The organism is Pseudomonas sp. LBUM1646, from assembly GCF_059716165.1.
The window spans coordinates 4380413-4404935 of record NZ_CP166810.1; the positions used below are offsets into that span (position 1 = coordinate 4380413).

27 protein-coding genes and 1 pseudogene are annotated in these 24523 nt (G+C 59.3%); 15 read left to right on the top strand and 13 right to left on the bottom strand.

The window, feature by feature from the left end:
- Positions 1-88: 88 nt before the first annotated feature.
- The 3 genes and pseudogenes from ACA071_RS20045 to ACA071_RS20055 form a co-directional block, all read right to left on the bottom strand.
- Positions 89-1090, bottom strand: a pseudogene (locus tag ACA071_RS20045) (chitinase); the annotation flags it as partial.
- 44 nt (positions 1091-1134) lie between these two features.
- Entirely contained in the window at positions 1135-1770 is a 636-nt protein-coding gene (locus tag ACA071_RS20050) for a lytic polysaccharide monooxygenase auxiliary activity family 9 protein (RefSeq protein ID WP_497640765.1), read from the bottom strand.
- Between the two features lie 221 nt (positions 1771-1991).
- Positions 1992-2429, bottom strand: coding sequence for a hemerythrin domain-containing protein (locus ACA071_RS20055; RefSeq protein ID WP_497640766.1), 438 nt, complete (start codon positions 2427-2429; stop codon positions 1992-1994).
- A 144-nt stretch (positions 2430-2573) separates the two neighbouring features.
- Between ACA071_RS20055 and ACA071_RS20060 the strand changes: the two genes are divergently transcribed.
- Positions 2574-3002: a GNAT family N-acetyltransferase gene (locus tag ACA071_RS20060; protein ID WP_497640767.1), complete on the top strand. Its 429-nt coding sequence runs from the start codon at positions 2574-2576 to the stop codon at positions 3000-3002.
- A 103-nt stretch (positions 3003-3105) separates the two neighbouring features.
- On the opposite strand, the gene ACA071_RS20065 is transcribed toward ACA071_RS20060, so the two are convergent.
- Complete coding sequence (locus tag ACA071_RS20065; RefSeq protein WP_497640768.1) at positions 3106-3456, bottom strand: hypothetical protein; 351 nt, start codon at positions 3454-3456, stop codon at positions 3106-3108.
- Between the two features lie 148 nt (positions 3457-3604).
- Here ACA071_RS20065 and ACA071_RS20070 point away from each other — a divergent pair, with 148 nt between their 5' ends.
- The 9 genes from ACA071_RS20070 to ACA071_RS20110 all read left to right on the top strand — a co-directional run bounded on the left by ACA071_RS20070 (position 3605) and on the right by ACA071_RS20110 (position 8601).
- Entirely contained in the window at positions 3605-3850 is a 246-nt protein-coding gene (locus tag ACA071_RS20070) for a hypothetical protein (RefSeq protein ID WP_054053620.1), read from the top strand.
- Positions 3851-3871: 21 nt separating this feature from the next.
- Complete coding sequence (locus ACA071_RS20075; protein WP_497640769.1) at positions 3872-4201, top strand: DUF6388 family protein; 330 nt, start codon at positions 3872-3874, stop codon at positions 4199-4201.
- 35 nt (positions 4202-4236) lie between these two features.
- The gene (locus tag ACA071_RS20080) at positions 4237-4941 is read left to right on the top strand and encodes a YoaK family protein (protein ID WP_497640770.1); all 705 of its coding nucleotides are present in this window, start codon (positions 4237-4239) and stop codon (positions 4939-4941) included.
- Positions 4942-5130: 189 nt separating this feature from the next.
- Positions 5131-5523 (top strand): sulfurtransferase complex subunit TusD, encoded by a 393-nt coding sequence (gene tusD, locus ACA071_RS20085; RefSeq protein ID WP_497645358.1) that lies wholly within the window; start codon positions 5131-5133, stop codon positions 5521-5523.
- A gap of 1 nt (position 5524) precedes the next feature.
- Complete coding sequence (tusC, locus tag ACA071_RS20090; protein WP_497640771.1) at positions 5525-5887, top strand: sulfurtransferase complex subunit TusC; 363 nt, start codon at positions 5525-5527, stop codon at positions 5885-5887.
- Positions 5887-6180 carry a sulfurtransferase complex subunit TusB gene (tusB, locus tag ACA071_RS20095; protein WP_497640772.1) on the top strand — a complete coding sequence of 98 codons (294 nt, stop codon included), beginning with the start codon at positions 5887-5889 and terminating at the stop codon, positions 6178-6180. Before tusC ends, tusB begins: the two co-directional genes overlap by 1 nt.
- Positions 6177-6512, top strand: a complete 336-nt coding sequence (locus ACA071_RS20100) for a TusE/DsrC/DsvC family sulfur relay protein (protein ID WP_213940386.1) — start codon at positions 6177-6179, stop codon at positions 6510-6512. The genes tusB and ACA071_RS20100 overlap by 4 nt, the downstream gene beginning before the upstream one ends.
- Complete coding sequence (locus ACA071_RS20105; protein WP_497640773.1) at positions 6509-7510, top strand: glycosyl transferase family protein; 1002 nt, start codon at positions 6509-6511, stop codon at positions 7508-7510. The genes ACA071_RS20100 and ACA071_RS20105 overlap by 4 nt, the downstream gene beginning before the upstream one ends.
- Before the next feature lie 89 nt (positions 7511-7599).
- Positions 7600-8601 (top strand): glutathione S-transferase family protein, encoded by a 1002-nt coding sequence (locus ACA071_RS20110; protein ID WP_497640774.1) that lies wholly within the window; start codon positions 7600-7602, stop codon positions 8599-8601.
- 129 nt (positions 8602-8730) lie between these two features.
- On the opposite strand, the gene cysG is transcribed toward ACA071_RS20110, so the two are convergent.
- The 6 genes from cysG to ftsK all read right to left on the bottom strand — a co-directional run bounded on the left by cysG (position 8731) and on the right by ftsK (position 16236).
- Positions 8731-10125, bottom strand: a complete 1395-nt coding sequence (gene cysG, locus ACA071_RS20115) for a siroheme synthase CysG (RefSeq protein ID WP_497640775.1) — start codon at positions 10123-10125, stop codon at positions 8731-8733.
- Positions 10126-11406, bottom strand: coding sequence for a serine--tRNA ligase (serS, locus tag ACA071_RS20120; protein ID WP_497640776.1), 1281 nt, complete (start codon positions 11404-11406; stop codon positions 10126-10128).
- A gap of 15 nt (positions 11407-11421) precedes the next feature.
- On the bottom strand, positions 11422-11796 hold the full coding sequence (gene crcB, locus ACA071_RS20125; RefSeq protein ID WP_054053639.1) for a fluoride efflux transporter CrcB: 375 nt from the start codon (positions 11794-11796) through the stop codon (positions 11422-11424).
- A complete protein-coding gene (locus ACA071_RS20130) occupies positions 11796-13118 on the bottom strand; it encodes a replication-associated recombination protein A (protein WP_497645359.1) in 1323 nt (440 codons plus the stop codon). Before ACA071_RS20130 ends, crcB begins: the two co-directional genes overlap by 1 nt.
- Positions 13119-13137: 19 nt before the next feature.
- Entirely contained in the window at positions 13138-13761 is a 624-nt protein-coding gene (lolA, locus tag ACA071_RS20135; RefSeq protein WP_213940380.1) for an outer membrane lipoprotein periplasmic chaperone LolA, read from the bottom strand.
- 66 nt (positions 13762-13827) lie between these two features.
- Positions 13828-16236 carry a DNA translocase FtsK gene (gene ftsK, locus ACA071_RS20140; protein WP_497640777.1) on the bottom strand — a complete coding sequence of 803 codons (2409 nt, stop codon included), beginning with the start codon at positions 16234-16236 and terminating at the stop codon, positions 13828-13830.
- Between the two features lie 306 nt (positions 16237-16542).
- On the opposite strand from ftsK, the gene trxB reads away from it, so the two are divergent.
- The 4 genes from trxB to infA all read left to right on the top strand — a co-directional run bounded on the left by trxB (position 16543) and on the right by infA (position 19341).
- Positions 16543-17502, top strand: coding sequence for a thioredoxin-disulfide reductase (gene trxB / locus ACA071_RS20145; protein WP_497640778.1), 960 nt, complete (start codon positions 16543-16545; stop codon positions 17500-17502).
- Between the two features lie 64 nt (positions 17503-17566).
- Complete coding sequence (gene aat, locus ACA071_RS20150; protein ID WP_497640779.1) at positions 17567-18247, top strand: leucyl/phenylalanyl-tRNA--protein transferase; 681 nt, start codon at positions 17567-17569, stop codon at positions 18245-18247.
- 56 nt (positions 18248-18303) lie between these two features.
- Positions 18304-19011 (top strand): arginyltransferase, encoded by a 708-nt coding sequence (locus ACA071_RS20155; protein WP_497640780.1) that lies wholly within the window; start codon positions 18304-18306, stop codon positions 19009-19011.
- A 111-nt stretch (positions 19012-19122) separates the two neighbouring features.
- Complete coding sequence (gene infA / locus ACA071_RS20160) at positions 19123-19341, top strand: translation initiation factor IF-1 (RefSeq protein ID WP_002553999.1); 219 nt, start codon at positions 19123-19125, stop codon at positions 19339-19341.
- A gap of 243 nt (positions 19342-19584) precedes the next feature.
- Here infA and clpA read toward each other — a convergent pair whose 3' ends face one another.
- Positions 19585-21855, bottom strand: a complete 2271-nt coding sequence (gene clpA, locus ACA071_RS20165; protein ID WP_497640781.1) for an ATP-dependent Clp protease ATP-binding subunit ClpA — start codon at positions 21853-21855, stop codon at positions 19585-19587.
- 30 nt (positions 21856-21885) lie between these two features.
- Positions 21886-22269 carry an ATP-dependent Clp protease adapter ClpS gene (gene clpS / locus ACA071_RS20170; protein WP_034146919.1) on the bottom strand — a complete coding sequence of 128 codons (384 nt, stop codon included), beginning with the start codon at positions 22267-22269 and terminating at the stop codon, positions 21886-21888.
- 225 nt (positions 22270-22494) lie between these two features.
- Here clpS and ACA071_RS20175 point away from each other — a divergent pair, with 225 nt between their 5' ends.
- A complete protein-coding gene (locus tag ACA071_RS20175) occupies positions 22495-22776 on the top strand; it encodes a cold shock domain-containing protein (protein ID WP_497640782.1) in 282 nt (93 codons plus the stop codon).
- A gap of 74 nt (positions 22777-22850) precedes the next feature.
- On the opposite strand, the gene icd is transcribed toward ACA071_RS20175, so the two are convergent.
- On the bottom strand, positions 22851-24107 hold the full coding sequence (gene icd / locus ACA071_RS20180; protein WP_010458895.1) for an NADP-dependent isocitrate dehydrogenase: 1257 nt from the start codon (positions 24105-24107) through the stop codon (positions 22851-22853).
- Positions 24108-24523: the final 416 nt, after the last annotated feature.

The window sequence follows — 24523 nt, forward strand, 5'->3', positions numbered from 1 at the left end:
CCCGGCATCTGTGCCGGGCTTCTTTTTACCGCTAGTTGGCGACTTCAGGTGCCACGAGTTCTTCCTCGTGGGACGAGAGCCGCTTGCCGTTGATCAACGGCCCGTAACGACGGCTGAACTCCCAGTTGTACGGCACGTGGTCCTTGTTGACGCCATTGTCCCAGTTCACCGACCAGGTCATCAGTCCTTTGATCGAAAGCCCTTTGGCATCAAGACGCTTGAAGGCATTCATTACTGCCGCCGGGTTGATCACGTAACCGGTGGCCGCCGCGTCGACGTTGGCGGGCAGGCCAATGACGAATTTGTCCGCCGGGATTTTGGTGAACCCGCGAGTACCACTCACCAGGCTTTCGGTCAGGTAAAACAGGAAGTCCTCTTTCATCGCGTCGTTGTTCTGCGCAATCCACGCGCCATTGCCGTTATTGGCTTCCTGCACCCAGATCCCGTCACCACCCTGGTTGTAATACTGCGGGGCGATGAAGTCGTAATAGCCTTCCAGGGCCTGGAGGTATCCGACGTATTTGCCAGCGGTGGTCAGGTATGGAAACTCCGGGGCCATGCTGATGATGAAGTGTTTGCCTTCACCGGCGTAATGGTCCTTGACCAGTTTCAGCGCGGCGGGCAGGACGGTCTTGTTGTCGGCGAAATCAATCGCGCTCTGTTCAAGATCGATGTCCAGTCCATCGAAGCCATAGGTTTCCACCAGGCGGATGATTTCGTTGGCCAGTGGCTGTTCGTTGCCTTTGTGCAACTCGATGTGCGCGTCGGCGCCACCGAGGGAAATCAGCACCGCCCGGCCCTGGCTGTTCAGCACGCCGACCTGGCGGCGGAACTCGGCATCGGACAGGTTGTAGGGTTTGAAGGTCGGGATGCCGTTGCCCTTCATGAAGGCCACGGCCACCACGTTGTAATCCTTGGGCACATCCTGCAGCGCGATGTTGGCGAACTGCCCACGCTGGTAACCGTCGCTCGGGCCGGCGGGCCAGTTGTGCCAGAAGCCCATGAGGATTTTTTTGCCGGCAATGCTCGGCATCAACGAAGCCGCATCGCTGACGGGGGATTTCAATAACGTAAAGTCGAATTTTGACATGTTCTATTCCTTCAGAACGTGTGGGGGGGGTTAACGCTGCGGGATTACTTGAAGTCCACGTCGAACGCTTGATAGAAGGCGTTGCCGGTGTTGGCCACGAGCCACACCAGCACGATGACGTGATGCCCCTGTTTGTTGCCCGGCAATTTCACTTCGTGGTTGACCTTGGCCTTCATCTCGGCGGAATGGCTGTAATACGGAACCTGGGTGTAGAAGTCGTCGAAGAACGATTTCGGCTCCAGTTGCGCACGGCTGATGCGCTGTTTCGGGTCCCAGCCATCCTTGGTGATGAACCAGCTGTAGCCACGAGTGACGTGGGGGGCGGTGTATTCCCAAGTGACTTTGAAGGTCTGGCCCGGGTCGACGTTCAGCAGCGGCCAGGCGAAAGGACGGTTAAGCTTTTGGCTCAGTTCCTCGTTGGTGAAGTTGAGGCAGTCACGGGCATCGACCTTGCCGCCGCTGAGGATATGGCCGTCGGCAGGTGGCACGTCACTGGCACTGTCGGTTTGATATGGCGCCGGGAACGGGCCGGCAGTCAGCGACGGGAAGTTCTTGCCGCCTTCCATTTCGTTGACTTGCCAGTTACCCAGCAGCCCCAGCTCGACGGCTACAGCGCCGCGGCTTGAAGGGGATGTAACGCGACCGTGTCGCAGTTCTGGTTGAGTCTGTGGTTTGTTCATTTTTTTCACTCCGTTGATTTAAGAACTCTCCTTCCTGCGGAGAGGCCTTCAACCTAACGGAGCTGCTTTTTTTGTCCACCCACCCATTTATCGCTGCGAGTGATGCCTGGTTAGCTAATCACCCGAAATACTGGATGCATATCCAGTGTTCCAAGCCAAATCTTACGTCCCCTGTAGCAAAAGGACTACACCGCGACGTAGCAATCGGAACCATTCTCAACTCAAGACAGCTGTGCTTTGTATTCCTTCTCATATTGGCCAGCGAGGGATTCTTTCTGCTGCTCGTCGAGCAGCTTGCCGGCCATCTGGAAGAACTTCTGCTCTTCTTCCTTCAAGTGGTGATGGACCTTCTCGGAGAGCTTTTTCGCCGTCACCAGCCACGTCGGATCAGACATTTCGGTCTCATCCAGGGTCTCCATCATTTCGTCCATTTCATGGTGTTCGGAAATGGCATGACGGCTCAGGTCGACACCGTTGTCGAACTCCATCAGCGGAATGTAGAAATACCGTTCCTCCGCGGTTTCGTGGGCCTGAAGTTCGGATTTGAGCTGTTTGTAGGCCTCGGCCCGCTGCGGGGTGTCACCACTGGTCTGAATCAGTGCGTCGGCATAGCTGCGCTGGCGGTCGTGACTTTCGCGCAAGGCTTCGAAAATGTTCATGGGTTCTCCTCATGGCCGCGTTCTGAATTGACGCTCTAGAGGCTAGACATCTGCGCGCAAGTGGCGGTTCCACCTGCGTTCGGGGATGGAACAATGCCGAGGAGACAGATAGTCTTCTCGACTCACCGCCATAAGGACATAGCCATGACATTGCGTATCGAGCTCTCGCAAAACCCCACCCCCCAAGAGCGCGAGGCAATCCTCGCACCATTGATCGCCTATAACGCAGCGCAAGCGGGGGCAGCTAACCCGCAACCGTTTGCCTTGCTGGTGCGCGACGACCAGGGCGAGATTCTCGGCGGGCTCTACGGCCGGGTGTTTTATCAATGGATGTTTATTGAATTGCTCTCAGTTCCGGAACAAGGCCGTAGACAGGGGCTCGGTTCGAAACTGATGCACATGGCCGAAGAACTGGCCCGTGAGAAGGAATGCGTCGGTATCTGGCTCGACACCTTCGACTTCCAGGCGCCGGAGTTCTACCAAAAACTTGGCTATAGCGAACTCGGCCACATCGCTGACTATCCGCCGGGGCACAAGCGCTTCTTTTTTCAGAAGCGCCTGATTGATCTTTAATCTCTGATACCGACAAAAGATCGCAGCCTTCGGCAGCTCCTACATGGAAATGCATTCTCCTGTAGGCGCTGCCGAAGGCTGCGATCTTTTGATTGCGATTCGATTACAAACAGGTCGCCAACGCCGCCAACCGGCGCTTGGCCACGAAATCATCGTGCTGCGCGTAGTAATTCAACTCCGTCCCGGACGCATCGCTGCTCAGGTCCACAAACGATTCCGCCGAGCGCGTATAAACCGTCGAGCCACCCTTCTTGCCCGGTTGCAGATAAGCCCCGGCATCCACCCCGAACACTGCTTCGTCCTGCCAGGCGAATTGCACGCACTGGGCGACGACTTTTTCCGGTTTGTCCGAGGTCAGGGTCTTGGTCGGGGCCTTGGTGCGGGAGTCGTCCATCGCCGAGCCCGCGCAGCCCGCCAGCAGGGTGGCGGCCAGCGCCACCATCAGAATTCGCATTGTGTTCGCTCATCAAGAAAAAGCGGACTGTATCACCGTGGCGCGGCGTATCGTTCTGCTTTACTTCATTTATAGCGCGACACCGCGTGACGATTCGCGCACCCTGTCGCGCAATTAACAGCGCATCACCTCTTTTCTGGAAAGCCACATGACACCCAACGCCGAATTCTACAAACCAACCGCCGAATACGCTGACAAGCTGATAAGCCAGATCGGTCAGACCCCGTCCTGGATCGCCAAGCGAATCGGCGTCACCGACAAACGGATTCGTTACATCCTCGACGGCGAAAGAACCGTCAAAGGCGAAACCACGCCGATCCAGATGACCTACCCGGAGCAATTCGCCCTCGAGTGCCTGGCCGCAGCGGCCAAGGCCAAGAAGCAGTCTTCGTAACCTGACCTTCAAGGAGCGACCATGGCAGCCACCGAACAGCAACACGAGCAGGCACTGAACAAGTTTCTCGAGGAGCGCCCGGAACTGCGCCACGAGCTCGACAACCTCAACCCGCTGCTCGCCCAGGCCAAGGGTGAAACCCCGGCCCAGTACCGTGAAGAGCGCTTGCACGAAGCCTTCGAAGCCGAGGCCGAGCGCCTGGGGTTGTTTGCCTGGGAATTGACCCTGCAATTGACTGCCACCACCGCCGAGGACTATGAGGCGCAGCGCATGGAAGTGCATAAAGAAGTGGCCGAGATGGCCGGCATGGACTGGCTGGAGTATTGCGAGTTATATGGATTGAGTAAGTGACCGCCACGCTCGCTGCCTAAGGACGACCTGCACCGATGCTACCATCCGCCTCTACTCACCGGGCCAGCCCTGGCCATCTGCATATCCAGAAATGGCGCGGGCGCATCGGCATGTCGCTGGTGGCCACCCTTTCAGTGCTCGCCGGCATGACCGACGCCATCGGCTTCATGGCCAGCGGCGACTTTGTGTCTTTCATGAGCGGCAACACCACCCGGCTCGCCGTTGCTATCAGTGATGGTGACCTGGGGCTGACACTGCGCCTGTTGATCCTGGTGGCCACGTTCATCATCGGTAATGCATTGGGTATTGTTGTCAGCCGACTCGGCGGGCGCCGGGCGTTGCCGTTGCTGCTGTGCATCGCCACCCTGCTCTGCGGTGCGGCCGCCTGGCCTTATGACGAACAACTGCCAGCGCTGCTGGCGGCGATCATCGCCATGGGCATGCTCAATGCCGCCGTGGAAGAAGTGAACGGGCTGCCGGTCGGCCTGACCTACGTCACCGGCGCCCTGTCGCGCTTCGGCCGTGGCCTGGGGCGCTGGATGCTCGGCGAGCGGCGCAACGGCTGGCGGGTTCAATTGATTCCCTGGACGGGCATGTTCGCCGGCGCGATCCTCGGCGCGGTGCTGGAACATCATCTGGGGCTCAAGGCGCTGTTTGTCAGCGGCTTGCTGGCCGGCCTGATCGGGTTGCTGTCGTTGAAAATCCCGCAGCGCTGGCAGTTGGGCTACATGCCGCGTTGACACAGTGATCGTTCCCACGCTCCGCGTGGGAATGCAGCCCGGGACGCTCTGCGTCCCATTGGAACGCTCTGCGTCCCTTGAGGCATTCCCACGCAGAGCGTGGGAACGATCACTCGGGAGCGTAATCGCCCTTCGCCGCCCCGGCGATAAAGCTTTATCATGGCCGCAGTTTTGCTGATCGAGTCCGTCATGAAGTTCGCCATCGCGCTGTTTTCCGCCGCCCATGCGCCCTCCTCGCGCCGTGCCTTGCTGTTCGCCCAGGCCGCACTGGCCGGCGGGCATGAGATTGTCCGGTTGTTTTTCTATCAGGACGGTGTCTACAACGCGTCCGGCAGCGTGGTCACACCCCAGGATGAGCAGGACCTGCCCAAGCAATGGCGCACCTTTGTCGCCGAGCATCAACTGGACGGCGTCGTGTGCATCGCGGCAGCCCTGCGCCGCGGCGTGTTGAACGACGAAGAAGCCAAGCGTTACCAGCGCGAAGCGATCGCCGTCGGTGCCCCGTGGGAATTGTCCGGTCTCGGCCAGCTTCACGATGCGGTGCAGGATGCCGACCGCCTGATCTGTTTCGGAGGTGCGTGAGATGGCTAAATCCCTCCTGATTATCAGCCGCCAGGCACCGTGGTCCGGGCCGAGTGCGCGGGAAGCGCTGGACATCGTGCTGGCCGGCGGCGCGTTCGACCTGCCGATCGGCCTGCTGTTTCTCGATGACGGCGTATTGCAACTCGCAGCCCGTCAGGATGCCAAGGCCCTGCAACAGAAAGACCTGAGCGCCAACCTGCAGGCGTTGCCGATGTTTGGTGTCGAGGACCTGTTTGTCTGCGCCGACAGTGCCGCCGAGCGGGGCCTGGACCCGAGTGGTCTGGCGCTGGAAGAAGCCCAGGTGTTGGCCGCCGGCGAAATAACCGCCCTTATCGACCGTTACGACCAGGTGATCACCCTCTGATGTCGACTTTGCATGTGTTGTCTCACTCCCCGTTCGGCGACGACCGCCTGAGCAGTTGCCTGCGCGTGATCGGCGTTGACGATGCGCTGTTGCTGTCCGGTGACGCCGCTTATGCCTTGCAGCCGGGCACCGCGCCGTTCAACGCGCTGAATGCTCGCAGCCTGAAATTGTTTGTGCTGGCCGAAGATGCCCAGGCCCGGGCTTTGGTTGTGCCCGACTGGGCCAAAACCATCGATTACCCAGCCTTCGTCGAGCTGTCGATTCACTACGACAAGGTCAACAGTTGGCTATGAATTCCCTGACCGTCGGCGCCCGCGCCATCGAGCTGGACAAGGACGGTTTCCTGGTCGAACTGAGCGACTGGTCCACCGACGTGGCCAGTGCCTTGGCCGCGGCCGAAGACATCGAGCTGAGCCCCGAGCACTGGGAAATCCTCGAACTGCTGCGCCGTTTCTACGACGAATTCCAGCTGTCTCCGGCGACCCGCCCGCTGATCAAGTACACCGCGTTGAAGCTCGGCCCGGAAAAAGGCAACAGCCTGCACCTGAACCGACTGTTCAAAGGCACCCCTGCCAAACTCGCCGCAAAACTGGCGGGCCTGCCCAAACCGACGAATTGTTTATGACCGACTACCCCGCACTGACCCTTGAAACGCCCGCCGAGCACCCGTTCGCCCAATTCGTGCGAATCCTCGGCAAAGGCAAACGCGGCGCCCGCGACCTGACTCGCGAAGAAGCCCGCCAAGCCATGGGCTTCGTGCTGGACGACAAGGTCGAGGACACCCAACTCGGCGCATTCCTGATGCTGTTGCGGCACAAGGAAGAAAGTGCCGAGGAGATGGCCGGTTTCACCGAAGCCTTGCGCGAACGCTTGAAGGCGCCGGCCTTTAAGGTCGATCTGGACTGGCCGACTTACGCCGGCAAGAAGCGTCACCTGCCCTGGTTCCTGCTGGCGGCCAAGTGCCTGGCGCAGAACGGCGTGCGGATTTTCATGCACGGCGGCGGTGCGCACACGGCGGGTCGGCTGTACAGCGAGCAGTTGCTGGATGAGTTGAAAATCCCGCTGTGCCGCGACTGGCAGCAGGTTGGCGATGCGCTGGATAACGGCGGCCTGGCGTTCATGCCTTTGGTGGATTGGGCGCCGCAGCTGCAACGGATGATCGACCTGCGCAACACCCTGGGCCTGCGTTCACCGATCCATTCCCTCACGCGGATCCTTAACCCTCTGGGCGCGCGCTGCGGCCTGCAAAGTATTTTCCACCCTGGCTACCAGGCCGTGCATCGCGACGCCAGCGGTTTGCTCGGCGACACCGCGATTGTGGTCAAGGGCGATGGCGGTGAAATCGAGATCAACCCGGACGCCGATAGTCACCTGTACGGCACCACTGGCGGTGAAAGCTGGGATGAGGAATGGCCGCAACTGTCGACGCAGCGCCACGTTAAACCGGCGACCCTCGACCCTGAACACTTGAAAGCCGTGTGGCGCGGTGATGTGGTCGACAGCTACCCGCAAATGGCCCTGATCTCGACCATGGCCCTGGCCTTGCGCGGCCTCGGCCAGACCCGCGAGCAAGCCTTCGAAACCGCCCAGCAGTACTGGGATGCCCGGGACAAATCGATTTAACCGATCATAACTGCCCAACCTTTGCGCTATTTTATCGAACCTATGCGCATAGACTCCTCTCCAACGCTTATCGGTTGAGGAGTCTTGAAATGGGTTTGTTAGTTGAAGGCCGCTGGCACGACCAGTGGTACGAAAGCAGCAAGGACGGCGCGTTCCAGCGCGAACAAGCGCAGCGCCGCAACTGGCTGACCGCCGACGGCCAACCGGGCCCGACCGGTGTCGGTGGCTTTGCGGCCGAAGCCGGGCGCTATCATCTCTACGTCTCCCTCGCTTGCCCGTGGGCTCATCGCACGCTGATCCTGCGCAAACTCAAAGGCCTCGAAAAGCTGATCGACGTCTCGGTGGTCAGTTGGTTGATGCTGGAAAACGGCTGGACCTTCGATAAGACCCTCGGCTCGACCGGCGACAAGCTCGATCACTTCAATTTCATGCACCAGCGCTACACCGCCGATGCCGCAGACTATACCGGCCGCGTCACCGTGCCGGTGCTGTGGGACAAACAGCAGAACCGCATCGTTAACAATGAATCGGCGGAAATTATCCGCATGTTCAATAGCGCGTTCGATGACCTGACTGGCAATGATCTGGATTTCTATCCGGCGCCGTTGCGCAGTGAGATCGATGCACTGAACGAACGGATTTATCCGGCCGTGAACAACGGCGTGTACCGCGCCGGGTTTGCTACCTCGCAGAAGGCTTATGAAGAGGCGTTTGATGAGGTGTTTGCCGAGCTGGATCGGCTGGAACTACTGTTAGGCGCGAACCGTTACCTGGTCGGCGAATTCCTGACGGAAGCGGATATTCGGCTGTTCACTACGCTGATTCGTTTTGATGCGGTGTACTACGGGCACTTCAAGTGCAACCTGCGGCGGATTGCCGATTATCCGAATTTGTCGAACTGGTTGCGGGAGATGTATCAGTGGCCGGGGATTGCCGAGACGGTGAGTTTTGAGCACATCAAGAATCACTATTACGGTAGCCACAAGACCATTAACCCGACGGGGATTGTGCCGAAAGGGCCGAAACAGGATTTCAACGCGCCCCATGATCGGGAGCGGTTGAGTGGGAAAGGGGTTTGGCGTAACGCCTGACAGATGATCGTTCCCACGCTCCGCGTGGGAGTGCATCCCGTGACGCTCTGCGTCACATCCAAAGCGGAACGCGGAGCGTCCCTGGCGGCATTCCCACGCGGAGCGTGGGAACGATCAACAGATTTCAGATCAAACCTGCGCCTGAGCCCCTTCAAACCACGCCAGTTTCTCGCGCAGTTGCACCACTTCCCCAACAATCACCAGCGTCGGCGCATGCACTTCATGCTCCGCCACCAGCCGTGGAAGATCGGCCAAGGTGCCGGTAAACACCCGCTGATTGACCGTGGTGCCCTGCTGAATCAACGCTGCCGGGGTATCTGCGCCGCGACCATACTTGATCAACTGCTCGCAGATGATCGGCAAGCCCACCAGCCCCATGTAAAACACCAGGGTTTGCGCTGGCGCGACGAGGTCGGCCCACGGTAGATCGGTGGAACCGTCCTTCAGGTGCCCGGTGACAAACCGCACCGACTGCGCATAGTCACGGTGAGTCAGCGGAATCCCGGCATACGCCGCACAACCACTGGCCGCGGTGATGCCCGGCACGACCTGGAACGGGATGCCATGGGCCGCCAGTTCTTCGATCTCTTCGCCGCCACGGCCGAAGATGAACGGATCACCGCCCTTCAACCGCACCACGCGTTTGCCAGCCTTGGCCAGATCCACCAATTGCTTGTTGATCTGGTCCTGCGGTACGGCGTGATCGGCGCGACGTTTACCGACATAAACACGCCCGGCATCACGACGACACAGATCCAGAATCGCTGGCGCCACCAAGCGGTCGTACAACACCACATCGGCTTGCTGCATCAGGCGCAAGGCGCGGAAAGTCAGCAGGTCCGGATCACCGGGGCCTGCGCCGACCAAATACACCTCGCCAGTTTTTGTCGGCGGCTCACCCGCGATTTTCGCCAGCAGCAAGCGCTCGGCTTCAGCGCCCTGCCCGGCCAGTTGCCGGTCGGCAATCGGGCCCTGGAACACATCTTCCCAGAACGCCCGACGCTGCTGCACATCCGGCAGCATGTTTTTGACCTGCGTGCGAAAACGCGCCGCCAGACCGGCCAGTTGCCCGTAGGTGGAAGGAATCCAGGTTTCGATTTTGGCCCGGATCAGCCGCGCCAGCACCGGCGCATCGCCGCCGCTGGAGATGGCAACGATCAGCGGGGAACGGTCGACAATCGCCGGGAAGATCACGCTGCACAGGGCCGGCGCATCCACCACGTTGACCGGCACGCAGCGCCGATGGGCATCGGCGGACACTTGCGCGTTCAGCGGTTGATCGTCGGTGGCGGCAATGATCAGCCCGCAACCGTCCAGATCCGCCTCGACGTAGCCACGCAATAGGCACTCGCCACCGCTACCGACCACCAATTCACGCAGTTGCGCTTCGATTTCAGGTGCGACCACCCGCAGCAGCGCACCGGCTTCGGCCAGCAGGCGGGACTTGCGCAAGGCAATCTCCCCGCCGCCGACGACCAACACACGACTGCCGCGAAGGTTATGAAACAGCGGCAGATAATCCATTTAGCCGATGACCTCGAGGCCACCCATGTACGGCTTCAGTACCGCAGGCACACGGATCGAACCGTCGGCCTGCTGGTAGTTTTCCAGCACGGCGACCAAAGTACGACCTACGGCCAGGCCGGAACCGTTCAGGGTGTGAACCAGTTCAGGCTTGCCGGTTTCCGGGTTACGGAAACGCGCTTGCATCCGACGGGCCTGGAAATCGCCGCAGTTGGAGCACGACGAAATCTCGCGGTACTTGTCCTGGCTCGGGATCCACACTTCCAGGTCGTAAGTCTTCACGGCGCTGAAGCCCATGTCGCCGGTGCAGAGCGCCAGGGTGCGATACGGCAATTCCAGCAATTGCAGGACTTTTTCAGCGTTGGCGGTCAGGCCTTCCAGCGCGTCCATCGACGTCGACGGCTCAACGATCTGCACCATTTCAACTTTGTCGAACTGGTGCTGGCGAATCATGCCGCGAGTGTCACGGCCCGACGCGCCGGCCTCGCTACGGAAGCACGGCGTGTGAGCAACGAACTTGATCGGCAGCAGTTTCGAATCGACGATTTCGCCAGCGACGATGTTGGTCAGCGACACTTCGGCGGTCGGGATCAGGTACAGATCGGCTTCGCCTTCGCGGGTGATCTTGAACAGGTCTTCTTCGAACTTTGGCAACTGGCCAGTGCCTTGCAGGGCCGGCGCTTGAACCAGATAAGGCGTGTAGGCCTCTTCATAGCCGTGTTCGGTGGTGTGCAGGTTGATCATGAACTGCGCAAGGGCGCGGTGCAGGCGAGCGATCGGGCCACGCAGCAGGGCGAAACGGGCGCCGGACAGCTTGGCGGCGGTTTCGAAGTCCAGCCAGCCGAACTTCTCGCCCAGGGCCACGTGGTCCTGGATCGGGAAATCAAACGCGGTCGGGGTGCCCCAGCGGCGCACTTCGACGTTGCCGTCTTCATCCGCTCCGATCGGCACGGACTCGTGTGGCAGGTTCGGGATGCCGAGCAGGATCGAGTCCAGGTCGGTCTGGATCTGGTCCAGTTCTACCTTGCCGGCACTCAATTCATTCGCCATGCGCTCGACATCAGCCATCAGCGGTGCGATGTCTTCGCCGCGCTGCTTGGCCTGGCCGATGGATTTGGAGCGCGCATTACGTTCAGCCTGCAGTGCTTCGGTGCGGGTCTGGACGGTCTTGCGCTGTTCTTCCAGCGCTTCGATGCGCGCAACATCCAGCACAAAGCCACGGGATGCCAGGCGGTCCGCTACGTCCTGAAGGTTGCTACGTAACAGTTTGGAATCGAGCATGTCGGTCTCTCGTTATCAAAGTTTGGTCAAAGACAGGCCGGCCCAGGTGGCGAGCAGCCCGCCGAATACGCTGATGGCAGCATAGCCCAGGGCCAGCGGCACCTGCCCGCTTTCCAGCAGGCGCACCGTATCCAGTGAAAAGGAAGAAAAAGTCGTCAGCCCCCCGAGGAAGCCGACCATCAACCCGGCGCGCACCTCGATCGGCACCTCCGGGCGTATCAAAAACAGACCGTATAAAACGCCGATCAGCAAACAGCCGACGATATTAACGGCCAGCGTCGCGGTATAGAAGTGCCGCGGCCAATTAGCGTTGATCCAGTTGCCCGTGGCAAAGCGCAACAGCGTGCCGGCGATCCCGCCGACGGAAACCGCAACGATCAATGGAAGCACTATTTTCTCCGCTGCCGAGGGCTGAGTCGGTCAAGTTGGGCCAGGTGGTTGAGCTTCTCGCCGATCTTCAGCTCCAGGCCACGGGGCACCGGCTGATAGAAGGGTTGTGGCTCGAGCTCTTCCGGGAAGTAGTCTTCGCCAGCGGCGTACGCGTCCGGTTCGTCATGGGCATAGCGATATTCATCGCCATAACCCAATTGCTTCATCAGCTTGGTCGGCGCATTGCGCAGGTGCAGCGGCACTTCCAGCGAACCGTGTTCAGTGGCGCTGCGCATCGCCGCTTTGAAGCCCATGTACACCGCGTTGCTTTTCGGCGCGCAGGCCAAGTAGGTGATGGCCTGGGCCACCGCCAATTCGCCTTCGGGGCTGCCGAGGCGTTCCTGCACTTCCCACGCCGCCAGGCACAGGCTCAGGGCGCGCGGGTCGGCGTTGCCGATGTCTTCGCTGGCCATGCGCACCACGCGCCGGGCCAGGTACAGCGGATCGCAACCGCCGTCGATCATGCGCGCGAACCAGTACAGCGCGCCGTCGGGGTTGGAGCCGCGCACGGATTTATGCAGCGCGGAAATCTGGTCGTAGAACGCTTCGCCGCCCTTGTCGAAACGCCGACGGGTATCGCCGAGCAGACTTTGCAGCAGATCGATGCCGATCTCGCTGTTGTCTTCGGCGAGGTCCGAGGCATTTTCCAGCAGGTTGAGCAAACGCCGGCCATCGCCATCGGCGGCGGACAGCAGCATCTGGAAGCTTTCGTCGCTGAGGGTCAGTTGCCGCTTGCCCAGGCCACGCTCCTCGGTCAGCGCGCGATGCACCAGTTTGCGCAGGGCCGCTTCGTCGAGGCTTTTAAGCACGTAGACGCGCGCCCGGGAGAGCAAGGCGTTGTTGAGTTCAAACGATGGATTTTCGGTGGTCGCGCCGATGAAAATCAGCGTGCCGTCTTCAACGTAGGGCAGAAACGCATCCTGCTGGGATTTGTTGAAACGGTGCACTTCGTCAACAAACAGGATGGTCCGGCGGCCGTACTGCCCGGCCTGTTGCTTGGCGATTTCCACCGCCTGACGGATTTCCTTCACCCCGGCCAGCACCGCCGACACCGTTTCGAAATGCGCATCCGAGACTTCCGCCAGCAGCCGCGCCAGGGTGGTCTTACCCACGCCCGGCGGCCCCCAGAAAATCATCGAATGCAGGGCACCCTGCTCCAGGGCTTCGCGCAAAGGCTTGCCGCGAGCGAGCAGGTGTTCCTGACCGACGTACTCATCCAGATTGGCCGCACGCAAGCGGGCGGCCAAGGGCTGAGCGATCGGGGCACTGCGAAACAGGTCCATCACGTACGGTTAAAACCTCTTATTCCTGGATCACATCGGCACCCTTCGGGATGTCGAACTTGAACTTGGACGCCGGGATCGGCTCGTTGGCTTTCACACCGGTGAACAGGAGGTTGGTGCGCTGACCCACGCTGTCGATCATTTGCATGTCATTAAGCAAGCCGTTGCGGAACGACAGGCGCAGGCTATCGAACAGGGTGTCCTTGGTTTTCGGCTTCAGGGTGAAGTCGATCACGCCACCCGCTTCCTTGGCGCTGATGTCGAAGCTCTCTTTGATCTTGGACACGTCACCGGACAGCAACAGGGCCGGGGTTTGGGTCAGGCGCTCATCGAGCTTCTTGATCGTGACCTGCTCCAGATCCGGGTCCCACAGGGTCACTTTCTTGCCGTCGGAAACCATGGTTTGTTCGGCCGGCGCGTCGGTGTGCCAGTAAAACAGGCCCGGGCGCTGCAACGACATTTCACCGGCGGTTTCCTGCAACTGGGTGCCGCCGCCATCGAGGGTCAGCTGCGAGAAACGCGCAGTCAGGGTTTTGGATGTTTCCAGCAATTGGGTCAGGCGCGCCACGTCCTTGTCGTCGGCGTGGGCGGAAAGTGTGGTCAAAGCCAGTACCGGCAGCAACAGCATGCGGATAAGACGCATGGGAGTCCTCTTGAATATTCGTGGGGTTCGGGTGGCGCGTCACTGCACCACCCTTTTTACTTCAACTCAGTCGCGTACCGGGCCTGGGGCCAGGACTTCACGCGAACCGTTGGTGTTCATGGACGTCACGACCCCGGCCATTTCCATGGCTTCGATCATGCGTGCGGCACGGTTGTAGCCGATTTTCAGCTTGCGCTGCACCGCTGAAATGGACGCGCGACGGCTTTCCAGTACGAACTGCACGGCTTCGTCGTAAAGCGCGTCGGACTCGCTGTCTTCATCGCCACCAGCACTGCCGCCGTCGAAACCGCTACCGGCCTCTTCAACACCGGCGAGGATGTCGTCGTTGTATTCCGGCGCGCCGCGCAGTTTCCAGGCTTCAACCACCCGGTGAACTTCGTCATCGGACACGAACGCACCGTGAACCCGGATCGGCAGGCTGGTCCCCGGCGGCATGTAGAGCATGTCACCGTGGCCCAGCAGTTGTTCAGCGCCGCCCTGGTCGATGATGGTCCGGGAGTCGATCTTGCTCGACACCTGGAACGCCATGCGGGTCGGAATGTTGGCCTTGATCAGGCCGGTGATCACGTCAACCGACGGACGCTGGGTCGCGAGGATCAAGTGGATACCGGCGGCACGAGCCTTCTGGGCGATACGGGCGATCAGTTCTTCAACCTTCTTGCCGACGATCATCATCATGTCGGCGAATTCGTCGACGACCACGACGATGGTCGGCAGCTTGGTCAACAGCGGTGCTTCGTCGTGGATGCTTTCGCGCTTGTACAACGGATCGGTCAACGGCGTACCGGCGTCCTGGGCTTCCTTGACCTTGGCATTGAAGCCCGACAGGTTACGCACGCCCATCTTCGCCATCAGTTTGTAGCGACGCTCCATCTCCGCCACGCTCCAGCGCAGGGCGTTGGCAGCGTCCTTCATGTCGGTGACCACTGGGCACAGCAAATGCGGAATGCCTTCGTAGATCGACAGTTCAAGCATTTTCGGGTCGATCATGATCAGCTTGGCGTCTTCCGGGCCAGACTTGAACAGGATCGACAGGATCATCGCGTTCACACCCACCGACTTACCGGAACCGGTCGTACCGGCCACCAGCAAGTGCGGCATTTTCGCCAGGTCGGTGATGACCGGTTTGCCGCCGATGTCGTGGCCCAGGGCCAGGGTCACCGGGGACTTGAAGTTATCGTATTCCGGGGTCGACAGCACTTCGGAGAAGCGCACGATCTGGCGGTCTTCGTTAGGAATCTCGATACCGACGGTGGTCTTGCCCGGAATCACTTCCACCACCCGCACGCTGGTCACGGCCAGGGAACGTGCGAGGTCTTTGGCCAAGTTGGAGATGCGGCTGACCTTGACGCCTGCGGCCGGCTGGATTTCGTAACGGGTAATTACCGGACCCGGGTGAATCGAATCCACCGAGACTTCGACGCCGAATTCCTTCAGCTTGATTTCCAGCAAATGGCCGACGGCTGCCAGTGACTCCGGGGAATAGTTGAGTTGCTTCTTCTCGGCCGGGTCGAGAATCGAGATCGGCGGCAAGGTGCCTTCGACGGCGCTGTCGACGAACAATGGCGCCTGTTTTTCTTTTTCCACGCGCTTGCTTGGCGCTGCCGGTTTCGGCGGCGCTGGCGCTATCACTGGCGGCACCTGCTTCTCGCGGTCCGACATGTGCTTGCTCAGGGCCTGCTCGCGCTCGATCAGGCGTTCCTTGACCTTCGCCTGCTCACGTTTGTCGGTGACCGTCGGGGCGACCACGTCATGCACGCGGTCGTCGACTTCACGCAACTGCGCAACCAGCTGCTTGCGCTCAACCCGTGCCGCCCACCAGCGATTGGCGGCGCCCTGGATCAGTTCGAACAGGTCGAGGGTGATCTTGCCGGTGACGTCCATCACCTTGAACCACGACAGGTCGGTGAACACCGTCAGGCCGAACAGGAACAAGGCGATGAACAACAGGGTGCTGCCCTGGATGTTCAGGGCATTGCGGGCCAGGTCGCCCAGGCTTTCGCCCAACGCGCCGCCAGCACCGGCCGGCAGACCGGTCGCCGCATGGAAATGGATGTGGGCCAGCGCCGCGCCCGACAACACCAGAAACACCAGACCGATCAGACGCCAGGAAAACAGCCAGCCGCTCCACTGCCACTGTTCGTGGCGTTGACGGAAGATCTGGTAGGCCTTGATCGCCAGCAATAACGGGAAGATGTAGGCAAAGTAACCCAGTACCATGAACAGGATATCGGCGCTGTAGGAGCCGGCCGGCCCGCCGAAGTTCTGCACATCGTCGATCTTGCTGTTGTGGCTCCAGCCCGGATCGTCCTTGCCATAGGTCAGCAAGGCCATCATCAGGAACAGGCACAAGGCGCCGATGGCGATCAGCGCACCTTCCTTGAGTCGGTAGTGCAATTGCTGGCGCCAGAGCGGAACGACGGCTGGTTTAGGTGCTGCGGTGGATTTCTTCAAAACGCTACTTTTCCTGCGCCTATGGCGCGTCCATCTGTTGAATGACTATAAAAACTGCCTAATCCAGGCAGGTAAAAAAGTTAACCGGTACAACTGGGACTACTTTTAACACTGCACCCCGGTGTTTCAAAACAGGGCGGGCACTGCTTTTTTAATACAAGCGCTGTTACAAGCAGGCATTGTACGGGTTTGTTCGCCCGATGCCATGCTTGCGGCCCTTGGGTGTAGCATAGCCAAAAGCCCATGACACACGGTTCAATTTGAGCACGCATTCTCTTTTGTGACAAAGGCTTATGAGGTGTTTTTATGAGCGAAGCTAAGCATTCACGCCTGATCATTCTGGGTTCCGGCCCTGCCGGTTACAGCGCCGCCGTTTATGCCGCCCGCGCCAACCTCAAACCCGTGGTCATTACCGGGATACAGGCAGGTGGCCAGCTCACCACCACCGTCGAAGTCGACAACTGGCCCGGCGATGTCGAAGGCCTCACTGGTCCGGTGCTGATGGAACGCATGCAAAAACACGCCGAGCGCTTTGACACAGAGATCGTTTACGACCACATCCACACCGCCAAGTTGCAGCAGCGCCCTTTCGAACTCATCGGTGACAGCGGCACCTACACCTGCGACGCCCTGATAATCGCTACTGGTGCCTCGGCGCAATACCTGGGGCTGCCCTCGGAAGAAGCCTTTGCCGGCAAAGGGGTTTCGGCCTGCGCGACGTGCGACGGCTTCTTCTACCGCAATCAAGTTGTCGCGGTGGTTGGTGGCGGCAACACAGCGGTTGAGGAAGCGCTGTACCTGTCGAACATCGCCAAGGAAGTTCACTTGGTACACCGGCGCGACAAGCTGCGCTCGGAGAAGATCCTTCAGGACAAGTTGTTCGAAAAAGCCGCCAACGGCAATATTCGCCTGCATTGGAACCAGAATCTCGACGAGGTGCTGGGCGATGCCAGCGGCGTCACCGGCGCCCGCCTGCGCGACAGCCTTACCGGCGAAACCAGCAAATTGCCGCTGGCCGGTGTGTTCATTGCCATCGGTCACAAGCCCAACACCGACCTGTTCCAGGGCCAACTGGCCATGCGGGACGGTTATCTGCTGGTCAAGGGCGGCAACGAAGGCGACGCCACCGCCACCGAGATTGAAGGCGTATTCGCCGCCGGCGATGTGGCCGATCATGTTTACCGCCAGGCAGTAACATCCGCCGGGGCCGGCTGCATGGCCGCGCTGGACGCCGAGAAATACCTCGACGATATTCCTGTGGTTTGACGCTCCATTTCACGGCGGGACCAGTTGCCCGCCACCGCCCTCCCCCACTGCAAGCCCGGATACCATGCTGACTTGGTTACAACGCAACACCCTGACTTTTCCGCCCCTGGAAAAAGCCATGCGCGATCCCAACGGGTTGTTGGCGGCGGGCGGTGATCTGTCCGCCGACCGGCTGGTCCAGGCCTATCGCCACGGCTGTTTTCCGTGGTTTTCCGAAGGGCAGCCGATTCTTTGGTGGTCGCCGGACCCGCGCACGGTTTTGTTTCCCGACGAACTGCACGTGTCCCGCAGCCTGAACAAGTTGCTGCGCCAACAACGTTATCAAGTGACCTTCGATCAGGATTTTGCCGCAGTCATTGGCGCCTGCGCCGCACCGCGGGATTACGCTGACGGCACCTGGATCACCGAAGCCATGCAGGACGCGTATCTGGAGCTGCATCGGCGCGGTTACGCCCATTCGGTCGAGGTCTGGGACCAGGGCGAGCTGGTCGGCGGACTGTACGGCCTGGCCATGGGTCAGCTGTTTTTCGGCGAATCGATGTTCAGCCGTGCCGACAACGCCTCCAAATATGGCTTTGCCACATTGGTGCGACATCTGAAAGACTCAGGCTTTGTGCTGATCGACTGCCAGATGCCCACCGACCATTTGCACAGTCTTGGCGCCCGGGCAATTCCCCGTAGCGAATTCGCTACTTACCTTGCGCAGCATCTGGACCAATCCAGCCGTGCCACCTGGGTTTGCTGAGCGACTTTTGCGCGCGTGGCTTACACTTATTCAAAAGCTTATCCCGAGGGTTGATCATGACCGAGTTGGCGCGCTTGAAGTTTTATGCCACTCAGCCCCACTCTTGCAGTTATCTGCCCGAGGAGCAGGCCACTACCCTGTTTCTCGATCCTAGTCAGCCCATGGATGTGCATGTCTACGCAGACCTGTCGGAAATGGGTTTTCGTCGCAGCGGCGATCATCTCTACCGGCCCCATTGCCAGAATTGCAATGCGTGCGTACCGGCGCGCATCCCCGTGGCGCAGTTTTCGCCCAACCGTCAGCAAAAACGCATTTTCAAGCGCAATGCTGACTTGCAGGTGCGCCCGGCCAGGCCCAAGTTCAGCGAAGAGTATTTCGACCTCTATCAGCGCTACATCGAACAGCGTCACGCCGACGGCGACATGTACCCGCCAAGTCGTGATCAGTTCTCGACGTTCCTGGTGCGTGACCTGCCGTTTTCCCGGTTCTACGAATTTCGTCTCGACGGCCGGCTGGTGGCCGTGGCCGTAACCGACTTGCTGCCCAACGGCCTGTCGGCGGTCTACACCTTCTATGAGCCCGCCGAGGACCATCGCAGCCTTGGACGCTACGCCATCCTCTGGCAAATCGCCGAAGCCCAGCGGCTGGGACTGGAAGCGGTCTACCTTGGCTACTGGATCAAAAACTGCAAAAAGATGAACTACAAAACCCAGTATCGCCCCATCGAACTGCTGATTAATCAGCGCTGGGTCATCCTGAACTAAGGCAATCCGTAAACCGCTTGGCGTAAACCCCATTTTTCGGGCACAATGCACGCCGCTTTTGCCTGGCGCAGTTGCACCGGGCCATTCATTGGATACCGAGGGCTTTACTGCATGTCGAAAGAAGACAGCTTCGAAATGGAAGGCACTGTCGTCGACACCCTGCCCAACACCATGTTTCGTGTGGAGTTGGAAAATGGGCACGTCGTAACCGCGCATATTTCCGGCAAGATGCGCAAGAACTACATTCGTATTCTTACCGGTGACAAAGTGCGCGTCGAGCTGACGCCCTATGACTTGAGCAAAGGGCGCATCACTTACCGCGCTCGTTAATCAAGTCAATACAAAACGCCCGGTTATGCCGGGCGTTTTTGTGTGCGGATCGTTCCCACGCTCTGCGTGGGAATGCCTCTACTGACGCTACGCGTTTGACGCTACGCGTTCGGCCTTTGGGACGCCGAGCGTCCCGGGCTGCATTCCCACGGGGAGCGTGGGAACGATCACCGGGAGTGCACGGCGTATAGGCAGACAGCAAAAAGGCGCCTTTCGGCGCCTTTTGCTTTGTTGCGGTTAACGTCAGGCCATTTCTGCCGTGGTCTCGAACTCGAAGGTCAGCTCGCCGTCCTTCAGGTCGATGTGAACCACACCACCATGGTCGGCCAGTTCGCCAAAGAGGATCTCTTCGGCCAGTGGACGCTTGATCTTGTCCTGGATCAAACGTGCCATTGGTCGAGCGCCCATGGCCGAGTCGTAGCCACCCGCTGCCAGCCAGCTGCGCGCAGCGTCGGTCACTTCCAGCTGCACGCGCTTGTCTTCCAGCTGCGCCTGAAGCTCGGTAAGGAACTTGTCCACCACGCTTTTGATGACCTCATGACTGAGGCGACCAAACTGGATAATGGTGTCCAGACGGTTGCGGAACTCTGGCGTGAAGCTCTTCTTGATCACTTCCATCGCATCGGACGAGTGGTCCTGATGGGTGAAACCGATCGAAGCGCGAGCTGCGGTTTCGGCGCCGGCGTTGGTCGTCATGATGACGATCACGTTACGGAAATCCGCCTTGCGCCCGTTGTTATCGGTGAGCGTACCGTGGTCCATGACCTGCAACAGCAGGTTGAAGACTTCCGGATGCGCCTTCTCGATTTCATCGAGCAACAGCACGCAGTGAGGCTGCTTGGTGATGGCTTCGGTCAGCAGACCGCCCTGATCGAACCCGACATAGCCTGGAGGTGCACCGATCAGACGCGATACGGTGTGGCGCTCCATGTACTCGGACATGTCGAAGCGAACCAGTTCGATGCCCAACGCCTTGGCCAACTGACGTGCCGCTTCGGTTTTACCGACACCGGTAGGCCCGGCGAACAGGAACGAACCGACTGGCTTGTCAGGCGACTTGAGGCCGGCACGGGACAGTTTGATTGCGGTCGACAGTGAGTCAATCGCGGCATCCTGGCCAAATACCGTCAGCTTCAGGTCACGCTCAAGGTTACGCAGCAACTCTCTATCAGAGCTGTTGACGTGCTTAGGCGGAATCCGCGCGATTTTCGCCACGATGTCCTCGACCTGAGGCACTTCGATGCGTTTCACGCGTTTCTCGATTGGCTGCAGGCGCTGGTAGGCACCCGCTTCGTCGATGACGTCGATGGCCTTGTCCGGCATATGCCGGTCATTGATGTAGCGCGAGGCCAGTTCAGCTGCCGCACGCAGGGCTTCATCGCTGTACTCAATGCCGTGGTGCGCTTCGAAACGCCCTTTCAGGCCGCGCAGGATGCTGATGGTGTCTTCTACCGACGGCTCCGACACATCGACCTTCTGGAAGCGGCGCGCCAAGGCACGGTCCTTCTCGAAGATCCCGCGGAACTCCTGGAACGTGGTCGAGCCTATGCAGCGGATATCGCCGGACGACAGCAACGGCTTGAGCAGGTTCGAGGCATCCATGACGCCACCGGACGCGGCACCCGCACCAATGATGGTGTGGATTTCGTCGATGAACAGGATCGCCTGCGGACGTTTTTTCAGTTCATTGAGTAACGCTTTGAAGCGCTTCTCGAAATCACCGCGGTATTTGGTCCCGGCCAGCAAGGCGCCCAAGTCGAGGGAATACACCACGCTGTTGGCCAGCAGATCCGGCACCTGGTTGTCGACAATGCGCTTGGCCAGGCCTTCGGCAATCGCGGTTTTACCCACGCCTGCCTCGCCCACCAGCAGCGGATTGTTTTTGCGACGCCGCGCGAGGATCTGCGCGACACGCTCGACTTCCAGCTCACGGCCTACCAATGGATCGATTCGACCCTGGCGCGCGAGTTCGTTGAGGTTGCTGGCATAAGCATCCAGGGGATTGCCTGAAGAAGAAGACTCACCGCCCTCGTCGTCCTGCATATCTTGCTCACCTTCAGAGTGATCGCCGTGCCCCGGTACTTTGGAAATGCCATGGGCGATGTAGTTGACGACATCAATGCGTGCAACGCTCTGCTGTTTCAGCAGGAACACTGCCTGGCTTTCTTGCTCACTGAAGATGGCGACCAGCACGTTGGCGCCAGTCACTTCGCGTTTGCCCGAGCTCTGTACGTGAAAGACAGCACGCTGCAGAACACGCTGGAAGCCCAGGGTGGGTTGGGTCTCGCGATCCTCGTCATGGACGGGGATCAACGGCGTGGTGGAGTCGATGAACTCCTGCAGGTCATGCTTGAGTTTGTCGAGGTTTGCGCCGCAGGCACGCAAAACGGTGGCGGCAGCCTCATTGTCCAATAGGGCCAACAGGAGATGTTCGACGGTCATGAATTCATGACGTTTCGAACGAGCCTCCTTGAAGGCTAAATTGAGGGTGACTTCGAGCTCGCGGTTTAACATAGCTTCACCTCATACCCAAGTGGTCGGCGATTAACCGTCCTTCTCGATTTCACAGAGTAGCGGATGCTGGCTTTCCCTGGCGTACTGGTTGACCTGCATGGCCTTAGTCTCGGCGATGTCGCGGGTAAACACTCCACATACTGCCCGTCCTTCTGTGTGGACGGCCAGCATGACCTTGGTCGCCAGCTCGCGATTCAGGTTAAAAAACACCTCGAGCACTTCGACGACGAAATCCATCGGTGTGTAGTCATCATTAAACAAAACCACCTTGTACATCGGCGGCGCCTGTAAAGCAGGCTTAGCCTCCTGAACAGCAATGCCTGCGGAATCGTCGTCGTGTTCCTCCGGGTGATCTTTCTGGAGAGTCGGGCGATCCTGATTGAATGTTAGTCGAATCTGGCTGATTGCATGCATGGAAAGAAAGGTTCGTCAGTTGTGCAAATACAGTGGTGGGGGCGGCTATCAACGATTTCAACTCCGACTGCCCGGTCACCTTGACTATCGGGAAAACGGTGTTACAACCAATAGAGCCCACAGTGGGTAAAAAAGGTCCGCGGAGTCAATCTTATTTGTGAGATTCGACTGCGGATGTACTGGATGATACTCCAGTGATGGAGTCTGTTGCAGAGGGATATGAGCATGGCAGTCGGCAAGGTCAAGTGGTTCAACAATGCCAAGGGGTTCGGCTTCATCAACACCGAAGCCAGAGAAGGCAAGGACGAGGATGGTAAAGACATCGACTTCTTTGCCCACTTTTCGGCCATCGATATGGACGGATACAAGACCCTCAAGGCCGGTCAAGCGGTAAACTTCGAGATCGTCCAGGGCCCCAAAGGCCTGCACGCCGTGAAGATTACGTTTGCAACTGTTGAGAATGCACAGGCCGCGCCCGCCACTCAATCAGACACGGTGCCGAGCTGACGAAACCGGTCATCCAGTCATGAAAAAACCGCCCGAAGGCGGTTTTTTTATGCCGGCTCGCTTACATAAGCGACTTACATATGCGAGATAAGCGCATCACCAAACGCCGAAGAAGACAGCAGTTTCGCGCCTTCCATCAAACGGTGGAAGTCATAGGTCACGGTCTTGGCGGAAATCGCGCCGTTGGTGCCCTTGATAATCAGATCAGCCGCTTCGGTCCAGCCCATGTGACGCAGCATCATCTCGGCGGACAGGATCAAGGAACCCGGATTGACCTGGTCCTTGCCGGCGTACTTCGGTGCAGTACCGTGGGTCGCTTCGAACATCGCGATGGTGTCGGACAGGTTGGCGCCCGGTGCAATACCGATACCGCCCACTTCCGCCGCCAGGGCGTCGGAGAGGTAGTCGCCGTTCAGGTTCAGGGTCGCGATCACATCGTACTCGGCCGGGCGCAGCAGGATCTGCTGGAGCATGGCGTCGGCGATGGCATCTTTGACGATAACGTTCTTGCCGGTTTTCGGGTTCTTGAACTGCATCCACGGACCGCCGTCGAGCAGGGTCGCGCCGAACTCTTCAGCCGCCACTTCGTAGGCCCACTCCTTGAAGGCACCTTCGGTGAACTTCATGATGTTGCCTTTGTGCACGATGGTCAGCGAATCGCGATCGTTATCGACCACATATTGCAGTGCCTTGCGCGCCAGACGCTTGGTGCCTTGCAGCGAAACCGGCTTGATGCCGATACCGCAGTTTTCGTCGAAACGGATCTTGGTAACGCCCATTTCATCTTTAAGGAACTTGATGACCTTGGTCGCTTCTGGCGAACCGGCTTTCCACTCGATACCGGCGTAGATGTCTTCCGAGTTCTCACGGAAGATCGTCATGTCGACGTCGCCGGGCTTCTTGACCGGGCTAGGCACGCCTTCGAACCAGCGCACAGGGCGCAGGCAGACATAAAGGTCGAGTTGTTGACGCAGGGCCACGTTCAGCGAACGGATGCCGCCGCCGACCGGAGTGGTCAGAGGGCCCTTGATGGAAACCACGTAATCCTTGACTGCGTCCAGGGTTTCCTGAGGTAGCCAGGTGTCCTGATCGTAAACCTGAGTCGCTTTTTCCCCGGCGTAGACTTCCATCCAGGAAATTTTGCGCTCGCCGCCGTAAGCCTTCTTAACAGCAGCATCGACAACCTTGATCATGACCGGGCTGATATCAACGCCAATACCATCGCCTTCAATGAAGGGGATGATCGGGTTGTTAGGAACATTGAGAGAATGGTCCGCGTTGACGGTGATTTTGTCGCCGACTGCTGGAACCTGAATCTTCTTGTATCCCATGCTGAACTCCATTGTTTGGATTGAACATCTGGCTTCGTTCGAGCGTACCCCAGTTAAATCGGCGCGCAAACCCTATGTTCCACCCATCTGCCGCAAAGCTGTGCAGTTCGCGATCTACAAGCCTGAAAGCAAAGGGAAAAGCGCCAAACTCAAGCACGGTGCAAGACTCTACGCCGCCCACTGCCCTGCGACCTTTAGACCAATGGACGAGAATCGTTGCATATGAACCATCGGCAGATTGCCAGCTACCTATGTATAATGCCGCCGCTGACCGAAGGGTCACAAAGGCCAAGCTCTCTATTACGAGACTTTCAGCCAGATTGAAGCCGGGTTGTTACCGCAACCCACCCGCTTGACGCTCGACTGATGCACCCAACATCACCGCGAAGAAACCTCGACATTCGGCTCATGGATGA